Here is a 17283-nt window from a genome sequence, read left to right on the forward strand (position 1 = left end):
GCCGACTTGCGTTCTCGAAACCAGTGGCTTCGTCTTGAAAAGTAAAAGAAACTAGGCGAAGCTGTGGTCATGCCTTCTTCACCCGTATCGCACCACACCAACGGCCTGCCTGCCACCGTACGGCGCGAGCAGATCCAACAGTTGGTGATTGAGCGTGGTTTTGTGCGGGTCGCCGAGGTGCGCGACGCCTTCACGATCTCGAGTGTCACCGTTCGGGCCGACTTCGACGCCCTCGTCGCCGCCGGTGCCTTGCGCCGGGTGCACGGGGGAGCGGTTCCGGCCCGGGACACCGACCCCGCACCACGAGGCGGCGGGGCGACCGCGCGGGAACGCGAGTTCTCGTTCGAGGAATCGCTCGCGGCATCCGTCGTGCCGAAGCAGCAGATCGGCGCCCTCGCCGCGGGCCTGGTCGAGAGCGGCCAGAGTGTGATCCTCGATGTCGGAACCACCACGCTGGCTATTGCCCGGGCGCTTGTCGCGCGCGCCGAGCTGCACGGCGTCATCATCATCACCAACGGCCTCAGTATCGCCCTCGAACTGGAATCGGCCATCCCCAGGTTCACGGTCATCGTCACCGGAGGCTCCCTGCGCCCGCTGCAGCACTCGCTCGTGGAGCCCCTCGCGAGCGCGTTCTTCGCCCAGGTGCACGCCGACCTCGCCTTCATCGGCTGCAACGGCGTCGACGTCGAGCGCGGCGTGACCAACATCAACCTGCCCGAAGCCGGGGTGAAAACCCTCATGCTGGGAGCTGCCGAACGGGTCGTCGTGGTCGCCGAAGGCTCCAAACTCGGGCGGGTGCACCTCGGCCGGGTCGGCTTGCTCACTGCCTTCGACACCCTCATCACGGATGCCGCCGCCGACCCCGACGCCCTGCTCGCCCTGCGTGACGCCGGCCTGACCGTGTTGCAGCCCACTTCGCCGGCACCGCTCGGCAGCGCCGAGATGCCGGGATGACTTCCGCTGACAGGTTCGGCCGGACGCCCGGTCACTAGTGTCCTTTCGGCTGGGGGAGGGGTGGGCGGCCGCCGCGGCGTGGCCTGCGGGTGGGGTCGATGCTGGCCGGTGGGATGAAGTAGACGACGTTCTTCTTCACCACGACGTCCCAGCCCTCCTCGTGAATGCGGTGGTGGCAGGGTCCGCACTGCAGGACCCCGTTTGTGAGGTCGGTGGGTCCGCCGTGGGCTTCCACCACAAAATATGGTGGGCCTGGGTGTCGCTGGGTGGTCGGTTGCAGCCGGGGGTGGCGCAGCCGCCGTCGCGTTCGGCCCGGGCGAGTTTCTGCGCGCGGCTGAACAGCCGTCGGCCGACGCCGAAGTCGAGCACTTCGCTGTCGCCGCCGAGGACCATCGGGATGATGTGGGCGTCGGCGGCCATGCGGCGGGCGGTTCCGGCGCTGATGGGCTGTTCGATGCCGTCGAGTTGGGCCTCCCCCAGGCCGTCGAGCAGGGAGTGGAGGGTCATCCGCACGATGACGGTGGTGTGGTTCAACGGCCCGGGGCCTTGGGTGCAGCTGAGGCCGTGCCGCACGATCTCGACGAACGCGTCGAAGCACATCTGCTGGATCGTGCGCGTCTCGGCCAGCTGCAGATGTGGTTCGCCGCATTCATCCTCATCGGCGGACGGTGCGGTCTCGGTCGGTTCGAACCGGGGCTTTCGCAGTTCGGCGCCGACGAGGGCATCGATCGCGGTGTCGAAGAACGCCGCCGAGACCGGGTCGGCCTCGAGCACGTACCGTTTCATGCCGTTGGGCAGCACCGTGCGCACCAATGAACGGCGGCCGACGAGCACTTCTTCGCGGGGCTCGATCCCGTCCACGTCGAGAGCATCGCGGTAGCGGATGCTCAACTTGCGCACCGAATCCACCGGATTATCCGTCGCGAAGTCGACCAGGGCCTGCTCGGCCATAGCCAGGTCGTCACCGGTGGCCCGCGGAGCGGCCTGGGCCAGGTTCTGGGTGATGCAACCGGCCGAATCCACGGTCACCGCTCCGGCATCGAGGGCCGCGGCGACCTGTGGATATTCGGGCGGCATCCGCTCCCCGAGCAGGCTCACCCGCGGCCGCGTCGCCGACCCGACCCTGCAGAGGCGGCTGGCTTCGCCCATCGAGATCTGTCCGACGTCGGTCAGCAACACACGCGCGTTACGGCACCCGGTTTTCGCCGCGATACCGTGCGCGCCCGAGTCGCGTGTGAAGCGGTCGGCCAGCTCACCGGCCGCCCGGGCCGCGAGGGCCTCCACCTGCCGCTTCGCGGCGAAGATCGCGTCCGTCACTGTGAGCAGCTCGGCATCGCTCATGGCCTGCAGATCGCGGGCAGCGCTCGGGCCCTCCTCGTCGCAACTGAACCGCCCGCCGACCGCCGCGGCGACAGCAGCGGCGACGAGCGCGGTGCTGTTCTGCAGGGCGTCAGTGGAGGTTGTCATAGTGAAATTTTCTCACCCACCACCGACAATCCCTCCGACAGCGTCTCCGACAAAAGCCCCATGATCGGGGGTTCCTGTGGAAAATTTCTCAGAGTCGAACCTGGGGATAATTCCGCGGTTCACCTGACTGCGCAGTCTGTGCACGATTCCAACGCACTCGCCTGCCTGTGAGCACGGGCACCACCGCAGCATGCCCACTAATGCACGCGACACTAGGCTGATCCCATGCCAGCAGCCACCGGAATGCAGTATGAACTCACCGCGACGACCCCCGCCGGGGCTGCGCGCGCCACCATCACCGAAGTCGCCGCCGGCCTGCGGGCATATTCCGTCGGCGGCATAGACCTGGTCGAAACCTTCCCGGTCAGCGAACAACCCCCGATGGCGGCCGGAATCGTGCTCGTGCCGTGGCCGAACCGCATTCGCGACGGCCTGTGGAATGACCATGGCACGCCCCGCCAGCTCGCGCTCACCGAACCGGCCCGGCACAATGCGATCCACGGCCTGCTGCGCTTCACGCCCTACCACGAGCTCGACTTCACCGGCAGTTCCGTCACCCTCGGGGCGACGGTCTTTCCGCAGTCGGGCTACCCCTTCCACCTCGAAACCGCCGTCACCTACGCGCTCGGCGCGACGGGCCTGACCGTCACCCACATTCTGCGCAATGCCGGCGAGACGGATGCGCCGGTCGCCGTCGGCGCCCACCCCTACCTGAAGATCGGTGACGTGCCCACCGGAGACCTCGTGCTGCGGGTCGCCGCCGCGACCCACATCGACGTCGATGACCGCCTGAACCCGACCGGGCAGACCCCGGTCGAGGGCACCAGTGACGACCTGCGCGCCGGGGTCAAGGTCGACACCCTGAATCTGGACGACGGATTCGCCGACGTCGACGTGACGGATGCTCCCGAGGGCCTCCGCGGCGAACATTCGCTTACCGCGCCCGACGGCCGCAGCGTGACCCTGTGGGGCGACGAGCACATGCGCTTCGTTCAGGTCTACACGCCGCGCATCTTCCCGGTGCACTCCACGCCCGGCGTCGACCCGATTCGCGGCCAGGCCGTGGCGATCGAGCCGATGACCGCCCCCGCCGACGCCTTCAACTCCGGCGCGGGCGTGCGCTGGCTGAAGCCGGGCGAGTCCTGGACCGTGCGCTGGGGCATCCGCCCCGCGGGCTTCACCGCCTGACCCGACTGCTGGCTGCGAGACCCGCCGCGACCCCGGCAGCGGATGCCCCGGCCCCGCTCGCCGGGTCAGGCTAAACTCGTGCCCGTGCTCACCTCCGACGCTCCGGGCCCGCCCTCCTCCCGCCCCACGGGCGCGACTTCACCCCGGCATGCGGCCCCCGCGACGCCCGAACAGGCCGCCCCGATCGAGCAGCGACCCGAACCCGTGACGCCGGCTACCGCGTCCCCGCTCACCCCCGGGGACGCCGCCCGCCGCACGGCCCTCACCGGCATGAAGCGGCTCGCGCTAGCCCTTCTCGTGCTGATGGCGCTCATCTTCATCGTCTCCTTCGCCCTGCAGGAGCAATACCCGTGGCTGCAATACGTGCGCGCCGCGGCCGAGGGCGGCATGGTCGGCGCTATCGCCGACTGGTTCGCCGTCACCGCCCTGTTTCGCTACCCGCTGGGCCTGCGCATCCCGCACACCAACATCATCGCGAGCCGCAAAAATGAGATCGGCGCGAGCCTCGGCGAGTTCGTCGAGACCAATTTCTTGAGCGAATCGGTCGTGCGCGGCAAGCTCGAAAGCATCGGCATCTCGAGGCGACTCGGCGCCTGGCTCGAAACCCCGAGCAACGCGGAACGCCTCAGCGATGAGCTCGCCGTCGCCGGCCAGGGTGTGCTGTCGCTGCTGGGTGATGAGAACATCCAGGGCCTGATCGAATCTCTCGCCCGCGAACACCTCGTCAAGCCGGAGTGGGGTCCGAGCCTCGGCCGGGTTGGTGAGCGGCTCGTCGATTCCGGCCAGCAGCACGCGGCGGTCGACCTGCTGCTCGACAAGGCTGACGGCTGGCTCCGCGAACACCCCGAGGCCTTCGGCCGGGCCGTGTCCCGGCGGCTGCCGAGCTGGATGCCGGGATTCGTCGACAAGCTCGTCGATGACAAGGCCTACCGCGAGGTGCTGGGATTCGTGGCGAGCGCGCGGGCCGAGCCGCAGCATCCGGTGCGGGAAGCGATCGATCGCTACCTGCAGGAGCTGATGCACGACCTGCAGCACGAGCAGGCCATGATCGACCGGGTCGAGAATCTCAAGACCGAGCTGCTCGACAGTGCCCGGCTGCGGGAGTTCGCGGGGGAGACCTGGGAGTCGGTGAAAGCGTCCCTGGGTGAGGCCCTCGCCGACCCGCAGAGCCCGCTGCGGGCGGGCATCCGCTCCACCATCGTGGATATCGGCGGCCGCCTGGCGACCGATCCGGTGCTCGGCGCCCGCGTCGACCGCTGGCTTGCGGACTCCGCCAGCCACCTCGTGCAGACCTACCGGCACGAGATCGCCGGCGTCATCACCGAGACCGTCGAACGCTGGGATGCCGCCGAAACCGCCGCCAAGATCGAGCTTCAGGTCGGTCGCGACCTGCAGTTCATCCGCATCAACGGCACCGTCGTGGGCGCCCTCGCCGGCCTCACCATCTTCACCGTCGCGCACTTCGTCGCCGCCCTGCTCTGACCGGCCCACCCTACGGTCTGAGGTCCGTCCCGCCTGGTTTCGACCACTCCTTCGTCGCGGCTCAACCAACGATTTCCTCGAATCCGCACCGAATCCGGACCAGAGCTACCGCATCCCCCGAAGAGGGGTGAAACTGAAGACTGGGGTCAGCACCGAGGCCCCGGTCAAGAGGCAACACCATGCACGAAATCATCCGCCTGATGCTGGTCCCGGTGATGCACGTCTATTCCGTGGTCGTCGAGCGCAACTTTCGCTCCGTCCCACGCCCCTTCGACGCGCCGCAGGTGCACTCCGCCGGCATCGACAGTGACCGCATCCTGCTGCTCGGCTGCGGACCGGCGCTCGGCTGGGGTGTGACCAGCCACGACCTCGGCCTGGCGGGCACGCTCGCCCGCAACCTCACCGCTCGCACCGGCCGCGGGGTCGACGTCGACGTACTCGCCAGCGAGCGGATGTCCGCCGCCGACGCCCTCGTGGCCGTGCGGTGCCGCAGGCTCTCCCGTTTTGATGCGGTCGTGGTCACGCTCGGCATTAACGACGCCCTCGCGCTCACCTCCGGCCGGGTCTGGACTTCCCAGCTGCGCTCCCTCCTCGAGCACCTCGAGCAGGTCACCTCGCAGAGCACGACCGTCTTCGTGCTCGGCATCCACTCGATCCGCGGCATCGACACCCTCGACACGATGCTCGGCGGCGTCGCCGATCGCCATGCCGCGCACCTGAACCAGCTCAGCGCCGACACCTGCGCCACCATTCCGCGCACCCGGTTTCTGCCCTTCGCCCCCGCGGCCTCGGTCTCGATCGATCGCCACCGCACCCTGGAGGACTACCGCGACTGGGCCGTTCCGATCGCCGACCACCTCGCGCCGGCCCTGGATGCAGGGCGGGTCGCCATCAGCGACGCGGCCGCGGCATCCGTCGCCCTGGCCCAGAGCGACGCCATCGCCGCGGAAGCCGCCCGGCAGCGTGCGGTCGACGGGCTCGGAATTCTCGACACCGTCGCAGAACCGCGCTTCGATCGCCTCGTCGAATTGGCGCAGCGGATGTTCCACACCCACTCGGCCGCGATCACCGTGATCGACCACGATCGCCAGTGGCACAAGGCCCGGGTCAGCCTCGAACCAGATGAGGTGCCGCGCAGCGCGTCGTTCTGCGCGGTCACGATCGAGGGCCGCGGGCCGATGATCGTCGCCGACGCCCTCGACGACGAGCGATTCCGCGAGAATCCGCTCGTACTCGGCGACCCGCGCATCAGGTTCTACGCCGGCTTCCCCATCGAATCCCCGTCGGGCGAGCGCATCGGGGCTCTCTGCGTGTTCGACCCCGAGCCGCGCGCCGCGACCGACGTCGACCGCGCCCTGCTGCGCGAGCTGGCCCTGCTGGTGCAGCGCGAGCTGCGTGAGCCTGCGGGGCAAAACTAGGGGTCTACGCGCCCGTAGTTGTAATGCGTCTGGACCTGGCTCGGCGTGAGAACGACGTCGTAGGACGAGAGTTCATCCATGCTTCCAACGAAATAGCCGCCTGCATTGTTGATTTTTCCGACGGTGATCTGCGGCACGTTGAGGTTGGCAGTCCCGCCTTGTTGACCTGAGACAGGTGCGCCGTCGACATACAGGATGTAGTACCCCGTAGAAGCTCGCGTGAACGCAACTTGGTGCCATTTGTCATCCGTGTATGTTGAGGACGACTTTATCGTGGTGTCGGGGTATCCTCCAGACGCTCCGGTGCCGGCCAGCACGTTGCCGTGACAGAAGGAGACTCCAAAGTCCTCACCAGAACCGCTGATTTCAGCGTCCACAAGACCTTTACCCTGCCACCAATAGGGAGAAGTAGTCGGGCATGACGCTGCCGACGCGTCAGTGGATTTGAACCAGAACTCGAGAGAGAAATTCGCCAAACCGTAGTTCCCCGCGTAACCGTACGAGATGGTCGCGTAATCGTCTCCACTGAACGTCACGGCTCTCGCGCCGTCTTCCGGGTTCACCGGCCCGCTGACTCCAAAAGTGGGAGTGCCGACATACACGCCGGTCGATCCTCGTCCGTTGTTGACCATGTTTGGCCCGGACGCTTCACTCAACTTGAAATAGTCCCACGAGTTCGAGTTCTGAATGGTGCTGGCGTAGGTGGCATGCAACCGCACGTCAGAGGTCGTCGCCAACGTAGTCCGCACGTTCCCCACATTGTCGGTCACCACGTACTGGTACCTGTAACAGCTTCCCAGGGTCACAGACGCGTCGGTGTAAGGCGAGGTCGTCGCAGTGATCGTGGTGTAATCGCCGTACGTCCCACAAGCTCCGTTCGTCTGAGGAGCTGTGGCGCGCTTCAACTGTCTGCTCTTTATTCCCGAGCCGTCGTCGCTTCCCGAAGCAAAATACACCGAGATTGACGTCGTCGACGATGATCCGGCGGGCGATGTGTACATGGTGGGCGCTGCTGTTGGTGCCGTGGAATCCGGCGTGGCAGTGAATGAGAGTCCGGATGCCGACGCCGCAAACGCGTTGTTCTTCGCCGTCACAGTCTTGGCACCGGGGCCCGTCGTCGACGAAGACGACGGCCACGCGTAGGTTCCACTCGTGCTCGAACCGAATGAACCCCCGAGCGCCGGATAGTTGTAGCCGGCGATTCCGGACTGGGCATCGGTAGCGCCGCTTGCCACCGTGGTGAAACTCCCACCCAGGGTGGGGTTGTAGTAGACGACGCCGGTCGCGTTGGAATACGCGTTCGTGAGCCCCGAGTAGGCCAGGCGCGTCGGAGCGGATGGCGCGCTCAGGTCCACCTTGACGGGTAGTGCGATCGTGTTGGTCGACGCATTCCCCACTGTGTCCTGCACGACGTACTGGTAGCTGTAACAGCCTGAGCCAGTGGCGGTGGTGATCGTATCCGTGTAGCTCGCGGCTGGGTCGTCGCTGCCCAGTTGCGTGTAGTTGCCCAGGGCGCTGCAGACCCCGTCTGCTGTTGTTCCGTTCGTCGACGTCAGTGTCCCGAACGCACGCAGCAGCTTCGCACCGGATGCCGCCACGCCACTGGGCGTATCCGTCCCCTTCGTTAGGGTGAGACTAACGGCCGCGGGTGAGTACGCCGAGCTGGTCCCGGTTCGGGCCGCCGTGACTGAACCGCCGGTCGGCCCGGAAGCGTCGGCCGCGACGGTGATGGTGAAGGTTTGGGAGCTGGTGGCGACGCCACCGTTCGCGGTGCCGCCATTATCGACGAGGTTTACGGTCACCGTGGACGACCCGGAGGTGCCGGAGGGTGTGTAAGTGAGGGTTCCGGTCGGACTGACCACCGGCTGCACGCTAAATAGGCTTGAATTCGTGCTCGTCGTCGTGAAGTTCATGCCCTGGGTTTCGGCGGAACCGGCAGTAACGTTGGTTGCCCATCCCGAAATGGACTTCGCGCCTGAGCTGGGAAGCACGCTCTGGTCGCCACCCTTCGTGAAACTTGGCGCTTCGTTGGCGGGGCGAATATTGAGGGTTACGGTCGTTGCCGCCGACGTGAAGGCACCGTTCGTTGCGGTGTACGTGAAAGTTCGCGCGCCGCTGTCATTGGCGACGGGCGTGAAGGTGAAAGAACCGTCAGAGCTGAGGGCGAAATTGGCGGCGGTCGGCGCAGTCACGAGCGTGGCTGTCAGTGCGTTTCCCTCACTGTCTCTGTCGTTGGCAAGTACTCCGTTGCTGGTGCTGACCGTCAGTGTGGTGTCTTCGTTTTGCGAGTACGCGTCTTCCTTGGTCGTAGGCGGAGTCTGCAGCAGCACGTTTGAAAACACTGCTGTGCTTGACGTGCTGGTATTGCGTGATGTGACGGCAAGCCCGATCAAGTTGGAAGCAGCAATGACGGCCGAACCCTCGACAACCCATGTGCCCGCTACGCCGGTGTACGACCTTTCGCCCGTCATGGTGGTGCCTTGCCGGGTTATTCGAACATAGTAGGGAGCGAGGTAGTTGGAATTGGCGGCGGTGTAGCCGGTGTTGTCACCTGCCTGTTGCCGGTAGGTGAATTCGGAACCCAGAGTTTTTTCTATCTTCATCGAAGCATGAGCGCTGTTTGCAGCCGTTGTTTGTCTGACCATGACGCCGGCCTTCGCGCCTGCATCGGAGCCCTCTGACTGCGAGACGACTCTCGCTGTGAGGCGACCATCCGTGCTGAGCGCGCGATACAAAAAGTAGAACTGGTCGCTGGTACCCCAGATGTCACTTCCCGAGCCGGTAACGGTGTAGTCCGACGTCGACGAGTTACTGCTGGACCCAGCAACTGCCGCACCGATCGTGGCTTTATTCGTAAAGACGCCGTATGCGTTCACGTTGATGGTCACGGTATCCGTGTCGGTGTCCATCACCACGCCACTGCTGGTCAGATCACTCGTGACCATCTTCAGTGTCGCGGTAGCGGCGGTCGACGCACTTCCGACCGCCACGCTCATGCCGGCGAGAGCCAGATTGATGTTGACGATTGTTCCTGTGAACGTCATCGTGGTGGAGCCACTCGTGGTGCTGCCAGTGAGCCCACTGGTCCCCGAAAGCGTGATGGTGCCGTTGGTCGCGGTGAGTGTGACTTTGGCACTTGTCGAGTCGATATCGCTTATGGAAACGAGGTTCTTGTTCGTGGTGCTGAACGTCTTGCTGGTGTTCTGCGGCGTCTCCTGAGTACCCGGCATCCGGTTGACGGGCGCGTCATTGACGGCAGCCACACTCAGGGTGACCTTGACGCTCTCTGATACAAGGGAGCCGTCGCTCGTTCGATACGTAAACGAGTCCGTACCGCTGAAATTTCCTTGCGGCGTGTAGGTGAAGCTCCCGTTCGTGGCAAAGCTCAAGGTGCCGCTGGCAACTCCGGTGACCAGTTCAGCCATGAGCGTGCCGCTTTCCGCGTCGGTGTCATTCGACAACACTCCGGGCGCCGCTACTGTGAGCGCCGTGTCCTCGTTCGTGCTGTAGGAGTCCGCAGTCGCCACCGGCGCGGAATTCACGATCGTAAAGCTCGTGCTCGCCGAACTCTCTGCACCTTTCCAGAGCCAATACACCGGTTGAATCGTGTAAGTCCATGTTCCGACGGGCACATATTTTTCGATGCAGCTCGTGGCGGTTACGGTGACGTTACAGGCCGTGGTCATGGTCTGCTTCGTCGACCCTGAATAACGCATCACGTCGTAACCCGTGACCGCAGTCCCGTTGTTCAACTTCACGCCATCCCAGCTCACCGTCACCGCATGGCCGGAGACCAAGGTTCTCGGGGTGCCGGGAGCGTCGATGCTCGCGATCGACGACAGTCCGTTACCGCCCGAGAGCGACCCGGCCGTCCAGTATCCCCAGGCCGCACCGCTGGCCAGCACGAACGCCAGCGGAATCGCGATGAGCCGCTTCAGCAACGACCACCTTCGCCGCGTTCCCCCGGCGCGGGTCATGAGTCCGCCCCCAGATACACGGTGATCGACTTGCCCTGGCAATCACTTGTGGCCCCGGTCCCCATCAAGATCGCCCCGCCCAGCGTGATGGACGTCGTGCTCGCCACAGTCGACGATTCCCGCGCGACAATATCCCACCCGGTAGAATCGGCCGTGAAACTCAGCGCGCAGGTCGTCAACCCACTCTCGACGGTGAACCCGGACGTACCCAGCGCCGTGTTCAACGAAAACCTGTTGATGCGCACGGGCCCCGCGTTGGAATTCTTGACCGTCAGCGTGACATTCGCGCTGCCGCCCGGGTACAGCCCCGCCGACACGGCCCCGGCGCTGAGCTCCAGGGGAACAGTCGTCCCCGACCCCGCACTCCCCGCGCCCACGCCAGCCCCGGTCCAATACCCGTACGCCACCGGCCCCGCAATCAGCGACACGACGAGGATGCCCAGGGTCGCGAGCGTGCGCGCGAACCGGGCCCGCAGCATCCGCTGCCCAGAACCTGAACCGTGCCGCGCCATCACGGCTGGCCCCCCGTCGCTTCATACCGCAGAGTGATCGTCGCGCCCTTGCAGCCGTCCTGGTTGAGGTTGGGGTTGAGCATCGCGAGCTGCGGCAGAAACGCCCGCGGAACCCCGAGCGCCGTGAGCGTCGCGGTCGTCGCCGGCGGAACGGTCAGCGCGAGGCTTTGCCGCACCTGCACGGCGGCGAAATCGGCGAGGCTGCAGCCGAGCTGCGCGGTCGCCCGGGGCGCGTCGACCTCGATCAGGGTGACCGCGAGGGAGTCCACGTCGACGGCAAAGTCGTGCGGATTGCTCAGCTCGAGGTTCAGCGCCTGCACGTCACCGGGAAAGAGCGGCTCGCTCGTGGTGCCGGCGATGCCGAGCAGCACCTCATCGGCGGGCCGGCCGTGCAGCGGATCCCCGGCATAGAGCGGCATATCGGCCGACAGCAGCAGCACCGTGCTCACGGCCAGCAGCGCGAGGGCGCCGTAGGTCGCAACATGCGAGGACTGCGCCGCGATAATCATCTGGCCCGTTCAGCTATCGGGAAAAGTGTGTGTGCTGCGTGTTACTTCGGTGTGAGTTGTTTTCAGTCAGCGGATGCCCCGCCACGCTTCCCAGCGTGCTCCCGCCTTAACGCCGGGTGCGGATAGGGCAAGGCCGACCGGCCTGGCCCCATCCGCGTTTGTGATGCGGGCTAAGAGCTAGCCAGCAGGAACTGTCTCTGTCGCTTCGGCAGTGTATTTGATTGTGGCGACAGCATTTTTGCAGAGATCCTGGTTCAAGTCAGTTTCAAGGAGTCCAAGAGTGGCACCGCTCCAACTTCCGCCGGGAGTCGCCTCAGTCGACACCGGAACGGGCTGGTCTGCGATAGCGCGAATCATCGGGCTTCCCTTGATCTCGAAGTTCTCGACGCCGCAGGTGCTGGGGGAGACCGAGTCTACTTTGGCCGTCACGCTGTAGATGTTGACGGGGCCATCGTTCGTGTTGACGAATTTACCCGTGAGCGGGATCGTGACCGTGTCGCTCGGATAAAGTTCAGCGATAGCTGCCGCAGCAACGGTGGCATCCTGCACGACCGTGACGGTCGTTGTCGTCCCCATCGTTGCCGTGCTCTGCCCGGTGCCCGTCGAGGTCCAGTAGGCGAACGCGGCGCCGGCTCCACCGAGCACGACGGTTGTGACGAGGGCGATCGCAATCGCCTTTTTGGACATTTTCTTGCGCATGGCAAAACTCCTGGCTTGTATTGGCTAAAAACCTGTGGTCGTTTGCAGAATGCGTACCCCATGACCACCGGTAGCCCGATATGCAACACGTTAGTGAGCGCCCTGAGCCCGTTATAGCCCCACAACTGGGTGTCTATCCCGCGTATTCAGCCTGTCTGTCCCCATGTCGGCTGAACGGGGGTGATCCGTGAAAAGACGCGGGACTTTCGGCCCTAATGGGCGCGGCGCGACGGGTCTACCGTACGGTCTACGGCATGAAATGGCCGGCGCCTACTCCCGGCACTGCTTAGGGCACTAATTACCGACCCAGGGTGCCGGAATGCGTGCGTTCGCGGATGGCCCCAGTGCGGGGGAGAGGAGAGGAAACTCCCCTGAATCTCATCGTCGGCGGGCATGCGAAAGCGGGGCCGACGATGTCGACCCCGCTCGGGTGCTAATATGCGCGACCTGTGGTTACGCGGCGCGGGTGTACCGGCTGCGAGCCCGCTTGACGGGGGCGGCATCCGTCGTGCCGGAGCTCGGCATCAGGTGCGGCGGAACCCGGTGCGCCACGGCGTTCAGGCGGGCTGCCGGAGGTGGGCCGATGATTGTCGTGTCGGCCACCACTGCGTCACGCTCGAGCCGAACCCCGCCGGAGATGCGCACCTCGGCGCCGATGCGCGCGTTGCTGCCGATCCAGGCGCTCGAGCCGAGCCGGGAGTCGGGCCCCACGTGCACGTTTTGCCCCACAAAGACCCGCTCGCCCACGATGACGCCCTGATCGATCCAGCTGCCGGCCCCGATCCAGGTCTCCGCGCCGATCTCGGCCCCGGCCTCAACGTAGGTGTTCTCCGACACGAACGCCGACGGATGCACCGTGGCCTTCGCCGACACCCACCCGTTTCCGTTCGCGTGGCTGCGGTACTTGTCCACAACTCCTGCTTCGCGCTCAACCTCTTCGCTCTTGCGTCGCACTGCGACCTCTCTCTGCCGCAAATTGTGCGGCTCTACGTCTTAAACGCGAGGGTAGTGGTTTCCATTCCGCGCGTGAATACCCCCCGTGGGTTTCTCAGTGAGCTTGCAGGCGCTCGTCGTCGACGTCCCCGCGGCACAACTCCTGCTGATTTTCTGCTCGGGCACAAACTTGCCCGTCATTACGCGGCAGTCGGTCGAGCCACGGGCAAAAGTGCAGGAGTTATGCCGCCGACATCGCCGTGCCGCCGGCCCCAGCGGCGGCAAATCCCGATGCGGGCAGCGTCGTCAGGTCCCGCCGCAGCCGGGCGGGCTAGGCTCGCGGCGTGACCGACTCCCTTCGCCGCCAGCTGCGCGCCCTGCCCGATTTTCCCGACAACCTGCCGGTCTTCGACCCGGCCACGGCCCCCGCCGACCCGATCAGCCTGTTTCGTGCCTGGCTCGGTGAGGCGCTCGCCGCAGACCTGCCCGCGGCGCACGCGTTCAGCCTCGCTACCGCGACGGCCGAGGGCGCGGTCAGCTCGCGCATGCTGATCCTCAAAGACGTCGGGGTCGACGCGTTCTACTTCGCGTCGACCCGCAGTTCCCGCAAGGGGGGCGAACTCGCCGCCAACCCGCAGGCCGCGATGAACTTCTACTGGCCGGCCGTGGGTCGGCAGATCCGCGTCGTCGGAACGGTGACGCTGGAGTCGGCCGAGGAGTCCGCCGCCGACTGGGACGACCGCCCCGGAGCAGACGGTTCGGACAACCCGGCCTGGCAGCTCTACGCCCTGCACCCGACCGAGGTCGAGTTCTGGCAGGCGAGCGCCGACCGCCATCACATTCGGCACCGCTACGCCCTGTAGCTATTTCGCTGGTCGAGCAGCGGGCACGCTCTTCGCCCGCGTGTCGAGACCCCGTGAGCCGATCCTCCCGCGGTTTGAGGGTTGGCTCGCTGGGTTTCGACCAGCGCGCTCCGCGCGCAGGCTCAACCAGCGGGATTTCCCCCTCTCGCTGGTTGAGCAGGGCGCGCGCGCCCTTGGCGCGCCCGTGTCGAAACCATCGTGAGCCGATCTACAGTCTGAGGGTCGGCTTGCGTGGTTTCGACCAGCGCGCTTCGCGCGCAGGCTCAACCAGCGGGCCGTTTAACAACGGATGCGCACCGGAGAACGTCATCCGGTGCGCTACCCGCCGCGCGCAAAGCGCGGTTAAGGTGGGCCCCGTCGGGCTCGAACCGACGACCCAAGGATTAAAAGTCCTTTGCTCTACCAACTGAGCTAGAGGCCCGCGTCTACCAACTTACCTTGCATTCACTCCTCTTCTTTCCAGAGGGCAGGGGTGGCCTCCCAAAAACACGCGGTATTCTCGGTCGCAGACCCCGAAACGCCCGACCCGAACAGGAGAACGCCATGGCCGACAACTTTCACAAGCCCACCCAGTTCTCCAGCGGCCGGTTCGAGGCGTTCAAGGGCGGCGAAGACCCGGCGCACATCAGCCGCATCGCCCACGAGACCGCCCAGGCCCTGCTTGCCCGCGTGCGCAGCGACCCCAATCCCGAGACCGTCGAACGACTCGTCGCCTATACCGACGAAAACGGCATCGACGCCGTCGCCGAACTCTGGAGCCGCGCCACCCCCCGCAGCCTGCCGGGCGCCCTCTGGCGCATTTACCTGATCAGGCTGCTGATCCGCCAGGACCCCGAGACCACCTCGTACATGTATCAACGCGGCACGGATGTCGCGATCACCATCGATCCGCTCGTCGCCGGCGCCGCGGTCCCCACCGGCCCCGCCGAGATCATCGCCCTCGCCGACGAGATTCTGCGCGGCGTTTTCACCGGCGACTTCGCCGTCGCCCTCGACCGTGCCGCCGCGTACTGCCGGGTCACGGCGAGCGGATGCACGAGCGTCGCCGATGATCTCGACCTCACCGAACCCACGCGTTCGTCTGAACTGACCACCCGCGCGCTGCGCTTCTCCACGACCGCGCAGGAGTTCACCGCCTGCGCCCGCCTCTGGCGCAGCGACTCCCTGGAGTAGCTCCACCCCCTGCACCGCGCGCACCGCGACACACGGATGCTGCACGACTGCGCCGAGGGCGAACATCCGTCGTCTGCCCCAAACCTCGAATACACTGGTGACTGGTCGGGCCGCAGTAACCCCGGGCTCCAATATTCGCCGTTTCGAACGGCCTCACGCCGAGAGGCGTTCTGCGGCTCGGCCTTTACTCTGCGCTCCCCGTGATGAATCCGGGGTGGTGAGACAAAACCTGCGACAGAACCAAACCGTTCTGCACTCGGTACCGAACCCTATGCATGGAACGGTGCAAGACCTGACATGCTTGAACTCATGACAGCTGAATCCAACTTCGACGTAGAGTCGACGGCTCCTCCCACCAAGGAAGAGCTGCTGGGCCGTGTGGCGCAGGGCGACCAGGCTGCTTTCGGAGATCTGTATGACCAGGTTGCTCCGCGAGTTCTTGGCCTGGTCAAACGGTTACTCGTTGACCACGCGCAGTCCGAAGAAGTGACCCAAGAGATTTTCCTGGAGATCTGGCAGACGGCGACGCGCTATGAGGCCGGGCGTGGCGGAGCATCCACTTGGATCATGACCATGGCACACCGGCGAGCGGTGGACCGCATCCGGTCTTCACAGGCCGGGCGTGACCGCGACACCAAAATTGGCATCCGCGACCTCGCGGTTGCTTACGATCACGTAGCAGAAACCGTAGAAGTACGGATCGAACACGAAAGGGTGGAGAAGGCAATGTCCCGATTGACTCAGCTGCAACGCCAGGCCGTCAGCCTCGCGTATTACGGCGGCTACAGTCACAGCGAGGTTGCCGACATGCTCCACATTCCGCTCGGCACCGTGAAAACCCGACTGCGTGACGGTCTGATCCGCCTGCGCGACGAACTGGGCGTCACCTCATGAACAAAGACACTTCCACCGGGCACCCCGAAGAACTCGGCGGCGCCTATGCCCTGAACGCCCTGTCGCAGGATGACATCGCGCTCTACGAGCAGTACCTTGACCAGTCTGAGCAAGCGAGAATTGAGGCAGAGGAATTGAGCGACACCGCAGTGGCCCTCGGCCTCGCCACGATTCCTGTGCAGCCGAGCGCCGCTCTCAAGGCCAGCCTCATGGACCTGATCAAGACCACCCCCCAGCTCGCGCCGCTGGGCGGGCCGGCCCAGGCCGCTCACCAGGCGCCGCAGCCGACGGATGCCCCGGCCCCCGTCACCCCGCTGACCCTGGTCCCCGCGAACCCCGCCACCCCGGATGCCCCGCGCTCTCGGCGCGAGGCCCGCACCGAATCCAGCACCACCGCGACTCCGACCGAGCCTGCGACACCGGGCCCGATCGAGGCGAGCGCCGGCGAACCCGACGCCGGCTTGCTCGCAGAACGTCGTCCGGCATCCACAGGCACCGGCGCTCAGGCGGCCCCGCTGCGCTCCGGCGCCGAAGCCCGCGCCCAGGCACGCTGGTTCCAGCGGCCCGCCCGGCTGCTGGTGGCTGCATCCGCCGCGGTCGCCCTGTTCGTCGGCGGCACCGTGATCGGCGGCGCCCTGAACGACAACCAGTTCGTCGAGCAGCAGGCCGCGAGCCTCGCCCAGATCAACGCCGCGCCCGACTCGCAGCGGGCGTCGACGACGACCGGCGACGGCCAGGAAGCCACCCTGGTCTGGTCGAACACGCTCGGAATCTCCGCCGTGCTCGTCGATGAACTGCCGGCGCTGCCGAGCGACCAGGACTACCAGCTGTGGTACATCAACGGCGACGGCCCGCTCTCGGCCGGAACCTTCGACTCCACCGGCGAAGGAACCGTCTGGCGGGTGCTCGACGGCACCATGCACGCCGGCGACGCGGTCGGCGTGACCGTGGAGCCCAACGGCGGCTCGGATGCCCCCACCACCGACCCGATCGTGGCCTTCCAGAGCTAAGGCCCACGGCCCGGTCGAGTTTCGGACAAAGCACCCTCGTTGCAGGAACGAGGGTGCTTTTTCCGCACCTGAGCCCCGGGCTCCGGGCGGTCCGGGCGCGCCAGCCGAGGGCATCCGCTGAGTTGCGGAGAAAGCACCTTCGTGGGCGAAATAAGGGTGCTTTTTCCGCACCTCAGCACCACACCACCCCGCGAGCGGCGAATG

The 17283-nt window shown here is 66.0% G+C and carries 14 protein-coding genes and 1 tRNA gene; 8 read left to right on the forward strand and 7 right to left on the reverse strand.

What is annotated here, in order from left to right:
• Positions 1–69 precede the first annotated feature (69 nt).
• Positions 70–954 (forward strand): DeoR/GlpR family DNA-binding transcription regulator, encoded by an 885-nt coding sequence (locus D6T64_RS17820; RefSeq protein ID WP_119976136.1) that lies wholly within the window; start codon positions 70–72, stop codon positions 952–954.
• A gap of 135 nt (positions 955–1089) precedes the next feature.
• Here the strand turns inward: D6T64_RS17820 and D6T64_RS17825 are convergent, their stop codons facing one another.
• A complete protein-coding gene (locus D6T64_RS17825; RefSeq protein WP_119976029.1) occupies positions 1090–2421 on the reverse strand; it encodes a DUF222 domain-containing protein in 1332 nt (443 codons plus the stop codon).
• Positions 2422–2646: 225 nt separating this feature from the next.
• On the opposite strand from D6T64_RS17825, the gene D6T64_RS17830 reads away from it, so the two are divergent.
• The 3 genes from D6T64_RS17830 (at position 2647) to D6T64_RS17840 (ending at position 6509) form a co-directional block, all read left to right on the forward strand.
• The gene (locus D6T64_RS17830) at positions 2647–3609 is read left to right on the forward strand and encodes an aldose 1-epimerase family protein (RefSeq protein ID WP_119976030.1); all 963 of its coding nucleotides are present in this window, start codon (positions 2647–2649) and stop codon (positions 3607–3609) included.
• Positions 3610–3693: 84 nt separating this feature from the next.
• Positions 3694–5091, forward strand: coding sequence for a DUF445 domain-containing protein (locus D6T64_RS17835; RefSeq protein ID WP_233551367.1), 1398 nt, complete (start codon positions 3694–3696; stop codon positions 5089–5091).
• Between the two features lie 179 nt (positions 5092–5270).
• The gene (locus D6T64_RS17840) at positions 5271–6509 is read left to right on the forward strand and encodes a GAF domain-containing protein (RefSeq protein ID WP_119976032.1); all 1239 of its coding nucleotides are present in this window, start codon (positions 5271–5273) and stop codon (positions 6507–6509) included.
• On the opposite strand, the gene D6T64_RS17845 is transcribed toward D6T64_RS17840, so the two are convergent.
• From D6T64_RS17845 to D6T64_RS17865, 5 genes are all read right to left on the reverse strand, one after another.
• Entirely contained in the window at positions 6506–10450 is a 3945-nt protein-coding gene (locus D6T64_RS17845) for a tandem-95 repeat protein (RefSeq protein WP_158594913.1), read from the reverse strand. The two genes, D6T64_RS17840 and D6T64_RS17845, sit on opposite strands and share 4 nt — an antisense overlap.
• Before the next feature lie 32 nt (positions 10451–10482).
• Entirely contained in the window at positions 10483–11001 is a 519-nt protein-coding gene (locus D6T64_RS17850; RefSeq protein WP_147364609.1) for a hypothetical protein, read from the reverse strand.
• Positions 10998–11507: a hypothetical protein gene (locus D6T64_RS17855; protein ID WP_119976035.1), complete on the reverse strand. Its 510-nt coding sequence runs from the start codon at positions 11505–11507 to the stop codon at positions 10998–11000. The genes D6T64_RS17850 and D6T64_RS17855 overlap by 4 nt, the downstream gene beginning before the upstream one ends.
• Before the next feature lie 177 nt (positions 11508–11684).
• A complete protein-coding gene (locus tag D6T64_RS17860; protein ID WP_119976036.1) occupies positions 11685–12206 on the reverse strand; it encodes a hypothetical protein in 522 nt (173 codons plus the stop codon).
• Positions 12207–12659: 453 nt separating this feature from the next.
• Positions 12660–13160 (reverse strand): DapH/DapD/GlmU-related protein, encoded by a 501-nt coding sequence (locus D6T64_RS17865; RefSeq protein ID WP_158594914.1) that lies wholly within the window; start codon positions 13158–13160, stop codon positions 12660–12662.
• A 323-nt stretch (positions 13161–13483) separates the two neighbouring features.
• Between D6T64_RS17865 and D6T64_RS17870 the strand changes: the two genes are divergently transcribed.
• Positions 13484–14002 carry a pyridoxine/pyridoxamine 5'-phosphate oxidase gene (locus tag D6T64_RS17870; RefSeq protein ID WP_119976038.1) on the forward strand — a complete coding sequence of 173 codons (519 nt, stop codon included), beginning with the start codon at positions 13484–13486 and terminating at the stop codon, positions 14000–14002.
• Positions 14003–14350: 348 nt separating this feature from the next.
• Here the strand turns inward: D6T64_RS17870 and D6T64_RS17875 are convergent.
• A tRNA-Lys gene (locus D6T64_RS17875) sits at positions 14351–14423 on the reverse strand.
• A 122-nt stretch (positions 14424–14545) separates the two neighbouring features.
• On the opposite strand from D6T64_RS17875, the gene D6T64_RS17880 reads away from it, so the two are divergent.
• From D6T64_RS17880 to D6T64_RS17890, 3 genes are all read left to right on the forward strand, one after another.
• The gene (locus D6T64_RS17880; protein WP_119976039.1) at positions 14546–15175 is read left to right on the forward strand and encodes a DNA-directed RNA polymerase subunit beta; all 630 of its coding nucleotides are present in this window, start codon (positions 14546–14548) and stop codon (positions 15173–15175) included.
• 297 nt (positions 15176–15472) lie between these two features.
• Positions 15473–16069, forward strand: a complete 597-nt coding sequence (locus tag D6T64_RS17885) for a sigma-70 family RNA polymerase sigma factor (protein WP_199719215.1) — start codon at positions 15473–15475, stop codon at positions 16067–16069.
• Complete coding sequence (locus D6T64_RS17890; RefSeq protein WP_119976040.1) at positions 16066–17079, forward strand: anti-sigma factor; 1014 nt, start codon at positions 16066–16068, stop codon at positions 17077–17079. Before D6T64_RS17885 ends, D6T64_RS17890 begins: the two co-directional genes overlap by 4 nt.
• Positions 17080–17283 lie beyond the last annotated feature (204 nt).

The organism is Cryobacterium melibiosiphilum, assembly GCF_003602235.1.
In the GTDB taxonomy this organism is placed as follows: domain Bacteria; phylum Actinomycetota; class Actinomycetes; order Actinomycetales; family Microbacteriaceae; genus Cryobacterium; species Cryobacterium melibiosiphilum.